Genomic DNA, 8,206 nt, shown 5'->3' with positions numbered 1-8,206 from the left:
AGAAACAGCATAGCGTGTCACTCCAATAGGAAACCTTTCACGAATCGTTTCCTGTGGGCAAGAAACACCAGTGTGTGTCACCCCAATAGGAAACTATTAGCGAACAGTTTCCTGTGGGTAAGAAACACCAAAGCGTAACATTCCGACAGAAAACTCCCATGCCTATCAGGTATAAAGAAAAAGCCGAAAATATAGTATATTAATAGAGTCTGAAAAAATAATGACATATTTCCATTATAGAAAGGATTACTGTATGAAAAGAGCAGCATTATCTCCGGAAGACCAGGTCCGGAGCATTCATTTCAAATATGAAATCCCGGAAGACCGGGTGCAGGCGGCTTTGGACAGGGGCTTCCGCTTCGGTGACGTGGACAGGGCGGCCCTGCTTTCCCGCCTGTCCGACAAATCCATGGAGGACATCCTGGCCATGCGGAAGGACGACCCCTGGGGCGTCATTGAAAGAAAACTGGGCCTTACGGCGGCGGTGTATGAAAAGGCCTATCTCCTTCACCGGGCAGAACGGCTGGAACGGTTCTACGGCATTGCCGCAAAGAGGGCCCTTTCCCTTTTGGAAGAAGGCTACCCCAATCACTGGATCCGCCTGGCCTTCCTTCTGGAGCAGCACACCGGCATGAAAACCGAGGACATTGTCCACAGCCGGAAGAAATCGGAAAAATGGAAGCCCTGGGCGGAAAGGGTACTCCACGTATCACCGAAGGATTTCACCCTGTGGATTGCGGAAACGAGGAATCCATCCCTGGCGAAGAAGAAGTGAGCTGGTGGGCTGGTGTGACAGTGTACTAGTAGGCTGGTGAGCTAGTGTATTAGTGTGACAGTGTGACAGTGGGACAGTGTGACAGTTTGTCCGCTGTCCGTTGGGGCTGGTCCGTATTCCCGAAAGAGAAAAAAGGGGCGCCGCTGACGCGGCGGGTTGTGTAGAAGGGTTGTGTTCGCTGGCGCTCAGGGGGCGAAAGTTCGGCTGCCCGCTGTCGGCTTACCGCTGTCTGCCCGGGACTGGACTGTATTCCCCATAAGAAAGGGGCCGTCCCAAAGGGAAGGCGGCTCACTGTTTTGGAAAATATTTGCCAAATATCTAAAGAACATGTTAATATTTACTTAAGACAGCGGGCATGGCTTTCTCTTACTCCTGTAAGAGGAGGTGATTCACTATGAGCCAAGATTTGTATCAGGCCTTTATGGTCATCATCGTGGAAGCACTCATTTATTCATAGAGTCTGATTTCATAAGGATTTTTACGCAATACTGCGTCATGGGATTCCTTAAATAGCTCGCTATTCGCGTCATCCCATTCCTTGTATTGCGTAAAAATCCAAGAATGAAATGCAGACAATGAATAAATGAGTGCTTCCTTCTTCGCAGCCCTGGTGGTCGCCATTATTGCACTTTCTAAAAAGTAGTAGCAATTGAAAAAAGCCATCCAATGGCTTGGAAGGCTCCTTTCAAATTATCAACAATATGAGAGAGCCGTTTTCCTGCCAGGGATGCCAGCTGTCTCTTTCTATGCTCATTATATCATAGAAAAGGTAAAAAACAACAGTACAGGTCTTTCATGCAAGTGAGAAATTATCCACACATTGTTATTGTGTCCAAAGGGCGCTGAACCTTAATCCTCAGCCCGGAAGGCTGTCAAACCTCCGAACCCTCCAGCCGGCGGCCGGTCCAACTTAAGAACCTTTCCCACCTGCAGGGGGCTTGGCAGTCCCTATCCCCTTGTCTCCTGGGCGGAAAGGATCTTTACTCCTTCCATGGGACGGGAGCCGGCAGCTGCCATTTTTCTGGCCACCGAATCCGTAGGCACAGGGGCCATGGTTTTGAAGAGGCCCAGGGTATTGGCCAGCTGGAACAGTTTCACAGAAACCGTTTCCGCCGGTCTTTTTGCGTGCTTCCGGACGAGGGAAGGGGGACGGAGGATGGTCAGGCCGGGGAAATGGAGGGCTTCTACGTCCTTTTCAATGATTCCCTTCAATTTCATGTAGAAAAAGCGGGAAGAGGGGTCGGCTCCCAGGGAAGAAACAAGCACCATGGCAGGCACCCCGTTTTCACGGGCCGCCCGGGCAAAGGAAAGCTGGTAGTCATGGTCTATGCGGTACTGGGCCTCCTTGGACCCCGCCTGCTTCAGGGACGTGCCCAGGGCGGAGAAGAGGACATCTCCCTTCACCAGATGGTGCCAGGTATCGGGACGGTCAAAATCTACGATAAAGGATTCGATTTTCGGATGGGTGAAACCCAGGGGACGGCGGGTAAAGGTGGTAACCTTTTCATACCGGTCATCATAGGCAAGGGCCTTCACCAGATCCTTCCCTACGGCGCCGGTGGCACCGATTACGACAGCTTTCATAGGTCCTCCTTCGTTTTAAAAAGGTTGTACATGTTTCTTTCATTATAGAGGCAGGAAGGGGGGAAAGCAATGGGACGATGGACGGACGTGAGGGTTCAAATGGTTCAAAGGTTTGACACGGCCTCCGGCCGTGAGGGTTGTAGCAGGCGCCTGCGGCGCCAGTATAAATGCCGCCTTGCAACGGCAAGCCCCCTTTGGTGCCTGCGGCACCACCTTTACCCAAAGGGAAGCATGTCACTGGATTTTCGGGTCGCTATGCTCCCCTACAAATCCAGTTCCTTTGCCACCCCAGCTTCGCTGGGGGCACTATGGACGCTGGGCATTGTGCCACATGGCACAGACGGTAAGGGTAGAGCAGTTTTATTCTGCCCCTTGTAAGAAAGGGATCGTCCCAAAGGGAAGGCGGCTCACTGTTTTGGAAAATATTTGCCAAATATCTAAAGAACATGTTAATATTTACTTAAGACAGCTGGCATGGCTTTCTCTTACTTCCTGTAAGAGGAGGTGATTCACTATGAGCCAAGAATTGTATCAGGCCTTTATGGTCATCATTAATTTTGCTGCTCTGGTGGTCGCCATTATTGCGCTTGTTAAAAAGTAGCAATTGAAAAAAGCCATCCAATGGCTTGGAAGGCTCCTTTCAAATTAATTAAATTCTGAGAGAGCCGTTTTCCAGACCAAGGATGCCAGCTGTCTCTTTCTATGCCCATTATACCATAGAAAACGTGAAATACAATAGTATCGTTTTTTTAGGATAAGTGTACATACGATATATCCATAGTATTTTTTATTGCACCCGCATGGCGCTGAATTTTTCATACTGCGGCGGAGCCGCTACCGTCACCTTTTGAACCCTCTGAACCTCCGAACCATCCGCTCCGCGGCCGGTCCAGCTGAAGAATCTTTTCACTCCAAAGTGGTACAATATAGACAGGATCAGCATTCATACTTTTTTCAAAGGAGGATGAGACAGATGGAAATCAAGAAGATTACCATTGCCGGTGCCGGCACCATGGGGTATTCCATGGCGGAAATTTTTGCGCGGAAGGGCTATGAAGTGATTCTCTGGAATCACCGGGCCCCGACACTGGAACGGGCGAAGACGAAAATCGCGCCGGACATGGTGAATCGTATTTCCTATACAACAGACCCTGCGGCCTTCAAAGGACGGGATCTCATTGTGGAAAACATTGTGGAAGACCTGGCGGCGAAATCAGAATTCTACAAGACCTATTCTCCCCTGGCTGATGAAAAGACCATCATTGCCACCAATACCTCCGGCCTTTCCATCAATGCCCTGGCGAAGTCGGTGAAGGGGCCGGAGCGCTTCCTGGGCATGCATTGGTTCAATCCGCCCACCCTCATCCCCCTCATTGAAATCATTAAGAACGACCATACAAAGGCTGAAGCGGCAGAAACCATTTATGACCTCTCCCTTGCCATCGGGAAGAAACCGGCCATTGTGGAAAAGGATGCTCCCGGCTTTGCAGCCAACCGCATCCAGCTGGCGGTGATCCGGGAGGCCCTTTCCATGGTGAAGAAAGGGATTATCAGCAAAGAAGGGGTGGACGCAGTCATGAAGTACGGTCTGGGCTTCCGCTGGGCCTGCCTGGGCCCCTTGGAAACCGTGGACTTCGGCGGTCTCGACGTATTTGCCCATGTGAGCGAATACCTCATGGCGGATCTGGAAGACAGCCACGAAGTGCCGCCCCTTCTGGCGGAAAAGGTGAAAGAAGGACACCTGGGCGTGAAAACGGGCGAAGGCTTCTACAAGTATGACGGTGATAAGGCAGCCAAAGCCACCAGGGAAAGGGACAGGAAATTGAAAGCCCTCTATGAGGCGCTGTATAAGTGAGTGAGCTGGTGAACTAGTGGGACAGTAAGCTGTGTTCTGCCGGTCATTCCGGACAGAAAAAAGGGACGCCGCCGGCGTTCAGGGGCGGAAGTCCGGCTATTCACTGGCCCCTTCCCACGCAAAAAGGCCGCGGATTTTTCCGCGGCCTTTTCTGCTATCCATCAGCCATCGACGAGATCGCCGGTTTCGACTCTCCGGAGGCCTTCCAGGGGAAGGGAGGAGAGACCTGCCAGGGCGGTGCCTGCGTCCAGGAGTTCCTGGTCGGTGGCGCCCAGCTTGATCTGCCCCAGGGACAGGGTCTTTACGGAGACCTTGCCGGAAGCGGTGGTGCCGTTGTTGAAGCGGATCTGGAGTCTAACGTCGGATACATTTTTCTTTGCTGCCATAGGATGACTTCCTTTCTTTTACACTACATGAAATAATTAATGAAATGACCGCCCTTAGGCCAGCTCTTCTTCAGAGGTGGTGATGATGGCTGCCTTTTCCAGTTCAGTCACATCCACCCCTGCGTTGGTGATGAGAACGGGTACCATCTTGGCTGCCGCCAGTTTGACTTCGTCCAGGGTGAGGTTGTCCCTGGGGCTGGACAGGTTGATGGTGAGGGTGGAGGTGCTGTTGGTTTTGAATACGAGTGCCAGAGTTTTCATGAAATCTACTTCCTTTCTTCAAAAAATGGAATCGGGAGAGAAGCTTTGAGAGATGCCGCCCGGGCCGGCGTCTTTCTTTCGCTGCTCTGGATACATAGTCTTCAGGAAAGAAAAAGTGTCTCATGGGAAGTGATGATTTTTAGATTTTTATTTCAAATATAAAAAAAGAACCGGGAAGGAACAGCAGTCATTCCTTCCCGGTTCTTTTTGCAGTATGCCTGTTTTTTTAGTGAGCTGGTTGGCTAGTGAGCTAGTACACTAGTCCACCAGCCCACTATTTCACTATTTCACAAACTTTCTTCCTTCTTTCCATGCCTTCCCTACGGTACGGACCACTTCCATGTAGGTGCCGTTGACGCCGTCGAAGGCCAGGGGGTGAAGTTTGGCGGGGTCCGGTTTCCCATCGGTGAGGATGGATTCTTCCGCCAGGATGTGGACGATGCTGCCTACCACGTGGAAGTCTTCTCCTTCAGGGATGAGCTTTTCCACTTTGCATTCAAAGGTGAGGGGATATTCTTCAATCACCGGCGCATTCACGTATTCGCTCTTTGCGGTGTGGAAGCCGGCTTTGCCGATTTTGTCCTCCACGGTGTTTCCGGAAACGGTGCCGAAGTAGTCGGACTCCGCCATGGTTTCCACGGTGGACATGCTGACGGTGAAGGCGCCGGTTTCTTTGATATTTTCCATAGTCCGGTGCCGGTGATCCAGCATAATGCCGATTTTATTTGTGTCATATATGCCGGCCCAGGCGGCGGTCATGGCGTTGGGGCGTCCATCTTTGTCATAAGTGGCGATGACGATGGCGGGCTGGGGAAAAATCCAGGAAGCCGGTTTGAATCCTTTTTTCATATGTATTCCTCCTTATGGAAATGAAATTTTATTTCTTTCTTTTATTGTATCATTACCGTCTATGAGAAGAGAAACATGTAGAAGGGGATGAAGAAGACGCCCAGAAGGAGGGAGATGCAGTTGATGGTGGTGGAGTATTTGGCGTCGGCGCCTACGGAGGCGGCCAGGATGGTCATGTTTGTCATGGCCGGCATGCCGGCCTGCAGAAGAAATACGCGGGCGCTCATGGGGCTGACGGGAATGAAGGGAAGGAGGAGCCAGAGGCAGAGGGGGGAGAGGATGAAACGGCCTGCCATGGCGCCGGCCAGGTCCCGGTCCCAGTGGATGGAGGAAAGGGGGATTTCACTCATCTGGATGCCCACCACCATAAGGGCCATGGGGGTGGCCATATTTCCCACATACCGGCAGGCGGTCAAGGCAAAGGAGGGAAGGGGAATGTCCAGAAGCACCAGCACCACGCCGGCCACGAATCCCATGAGCGGCGGCGTGCGGAGTTTCTTCATCATTTCGCCGAAGGTAAATGTCCTTCCGCTTCCTGCGTCCTTCACGATGAGGTAGGCTCCCAGGCCCCAGAACATGGCGGTATTGGCGATGTAGTACAGCATGGCGGAGGGTACGCTCTTTTCGCCGAAGAGGGCCACGTTCACCGGAAGGCCGATGAAAATGGCGTTGGCAATGCAGCAGGTGCAGGTGAAGACCCCCCGCCGCCTGGGTGAAATGTGAAGGATGGCGGCCAGGAGGCGCCCAGCCAGGTAGGCTGCAAAGATGGAGGCAAAGGGAAGGAGCAGATCCGGCGCCGTTTCGATGAGCTGGTCATGGGTGAAATTGGATTTCAAAGAGTAAATCATAAGGGGCGGCAGGGCCACGGTCATGGTCAGGCGGGTGAGGTCCTTCCCCGCCGTTTCCCAGAGCCAGCCGGTTTTGGCCAGATAAAATCCAAGTCCTGCAATGAGGACCACTTCAAATATGCCTGATAATCCCTGTAAAATGGCGTCCATGGTTGATTCCTTTCAGTAACATTTTCATGTCCATATGGATAAAAGTTCTGCACTCACCTATCATCTATCGTCTTTCTTCTACCATCTATATTCTATCCTTTACAGTATATCCCCACTCGTCCTATAATAATAATATAGGTTTATGATTTCACTTATTCCTCTATTTTATTAGCTATATTCCTTTCTTACATAGGGGGATGCACTATGAATCTTGAATTTTACAGAAATTTCATTGCCATGGTGGAAGCCGGCGGCATGAACAGGGCCTCCCGGGAAATCCATGTGGCCCAGCCGGCGCTGACAAGGCAGCTGCAGGTACTGGAAAAGGAGTACGGCGCGGCGCTGGTGAAGCCCAGGAAAGGCCGCCATGCCCTGGAGCTCACAGAGGCGGGGTGGATTCTCTACCGCCAGGCCCGGCAGATCTGCGAGGCAGACGGCATGGCCCGTTCGGAAATTGCCGCCCTTTCCGAAGGCCTTTCCGGCACTCTCCACCTGTCCATTTCTCCCTCCCTCATGCCCATGGTCATTGAAAAGGGCATCCGCCCCTTCCACGAAAAGTACAGGGACATGACCTTCCGGCTCCGGGAATCCTACCAGGTGCCTCTGGCGGAGGAAGTGCGCCGGGGCATTTCGGAAATGGGCATTACCAATGCGCCCCTTCCGGATCCCTCCCTCTTCCGGGTGCTCCATGAAGAAACCTGCAGCCTCATGGCCGCTGCCCGAAGGGACTCCCATTTCCTTCCGGACAGGGAAAGCCTCAGGCCGGAGGATTTGTCTTCCGTGCCCCTGGCCGTGAGCCGGAGCACCGAAGAGGCGGTGAAACAGTTCTTTGGTGAAAAGGGACTTCGGGCGCCCATCCTCTTTTCCGTAGACGCCCGCTCCTCCGCCCTTGCCATGGCAGAGGCAGGCCTTGCGGCTGCTGTCATCACCCGGGCTCCCTGGGAAAAGGGGGAAGAGGATATGGTCCTCACCCCTCTGGACAGCCCCTCTTCCCGTCAGTCCATTACCTTCTTCTGCCTGAAGGACCATCACCTCTCCAAGGGCATGGAACGGTTCCTTGCCTGTCTGGAGAAGGAACTGGACACGCCGGAGGCGTGAGGGGTTCCCCTATCCTGCTGCCCCCGCTGTGCAGGGTGGCAAGGGAACTGGATTTGTAGGGGAACACAGTGACCCGAAAATCCAGTGACACGCTTCACACCGTGGCAAAGGTGGGGCGTTAGCAGCAAAGGGGGGGCCGCAGGGCCCGCGGGTGGTGGTATCGCCCTGCCGGGCGATGCGTTTTATCATGGCGCCAAAGGCGGCAGGCGGGAAGTCTGACGTCTGACGTCTGGCGTCTGACATCTGATGTCTCTCTTGCGTCCGGGAATACCGCCGGAAAACTCTCATGGGGCGACAGCCAAAGGATAGCGGGGAGATTCCCCACGCCCCGAGGCTGCAGTCGAAATGACGATGCAGCGCCCAGTCTCCAACCCCCAACCCCCATTCCCGATCCCGGTCC

The 8,206-nt window shown here is 53.1% G+C and carries 9 protein-coding genes; 4 read left to right on the top strand and 5 right to left on the bottom strand.

The genetic code is table 11. The features are described 5' to 3' along the window. Positions 1-253 precede the first annotated feature (253 nt). Positions 254-775, top strand: a complete 522-nt coding sequence (locus Q0482_RS05850) for a hypothetical protein (protein WP_299144569.1) — start codon at positions 254-256, stop codon at positions 773-775. Positions 776-1,723: 948 nt separating this feature from the next. Here the strand turns inward: Q0482_RS05850 and Q0482_RS05845 are convergent. Continuing rightward, positions 1,724-2,359 carry an NAD(P)H-binding protein gene (locus tag Q0482_RS05845; protein ID WP_299144567.1) on the bottom strand — a complete coding sequence of 212 codons (636 nt, stop codon included), beginning with the start codon at positions 2,357-2,359 and terminating at the stop codon, positions 1,724-1,726. 514 nt (positions 2,360-2,873) lie between these two features. Between Q0482_RS05845 and Q0482_RS10020 the strand changes: the two genes are divergently transcribed. Together Q0482_RS10020 and Q0482_RS05840 are read left to right on the top strand one after the other, a co-directional pair. After that, positions 2,874-2,960, top strand: coding sequence for a putative holin-like toxin (locus Q0482_RS10020; protein ID WP_365950724.1), 87 nt, complete (start codon positions 2,874-2,876; stop codon positions 2,958-2,960). A 372-nt stretch (positions 2,961-3,332) separates the two neighbouring features. After that, entirely contained in the window at positions 3,333-4,214 is an 882-nt protein-coding gene (locus Q0482_RS05840; protein WP_299144565.1) for a 3-hydroxyacyl-CoA dehydrogenase NAD-binding domain-containing protein, read from the top strand. Between the two features lie 161 nt (positions 4,215-4,375). Here the strand turns inward: Q0482_RS05840 and Q0482_RS05835 are convergent, their stop codons facing one another. From Q0482_RS05835 to Q0482_RS05820, 4 genes are all read right to left on the bottom strand, one after another. Beyond that, on the bottom strand, positions 4,376-4,600 hold the full coding sequence (locus Q0482_RS05835; RefSeq protein WP_299144563.1) for a DUF1659 domain-containing protein: 225 nt from the start codon (positions 4,598-4,600) through the stop codon (positions 4,376-4,378). 54 nt (positions 4,601-4,654) lie between these two features. After that, a complete protein-coding gene (locus Q0482_RS05830; protein WP_299144560.1) occupies positions 4,655-4,861 on the bottom strand; it encodes a DUF2922 domain-containing protein in 207 nt (68 codons plus the stop codon). A gap of 282 nt (positions 4,862-5,143) precedes the next feature. Beyond that, positions 5,144-5,710 carry a flavin reductase family protein gene (locus Q0482_RS05825; protein ID WP_299144558.1) on the bottom strand — a complete coding sequence of 189 codons (567 nt, stop codon included), beginning with the start codon at positions 5,708-5,710 and terminating at the stop codon, positions 5,144-5,146. 59 nt (positions 5,711-5,769) lie between these two features. After that, complete coding sequence (locus tag Q0482_RS05820) at positions 5,770-6,708, bottom strand: AEC family transporter (RefSeq protein WP_299144555.1); 939 nt, start codon at positions 6,706-6,708, stop codon at positions 5,770-5,772. Between the two features lie 204 nt (positions 6,709-6,912). On the opposite strand from Q0482_RS05820, the gene Q0482_RS05815 reads away from it, so the two are divergent. Then, on the top strand, positions 6,913-7,806 hold the full coding sequence (locus Q0482_RS05815) for a LysR family transcriptional regulator (protein WP_299144551.1): 894 nt from the start codon (positions 6,913-6,915) through the stop codon (positions 7,804-7,806). The last annotated feature ends 400 nt before the right edge of the window (positions 7,807-8,206 follow it).

The organism is uncultured Dialister sp., from assembly GCF_937959425.1.
Classification (GTDB): Bacteria; Bacillota; Negativicutes; order Veillonellales; family Dialisteraceae; genus Dialister.
This window is presented reverse-complemented; position numbering and strand designations above follow the sequence as displayed.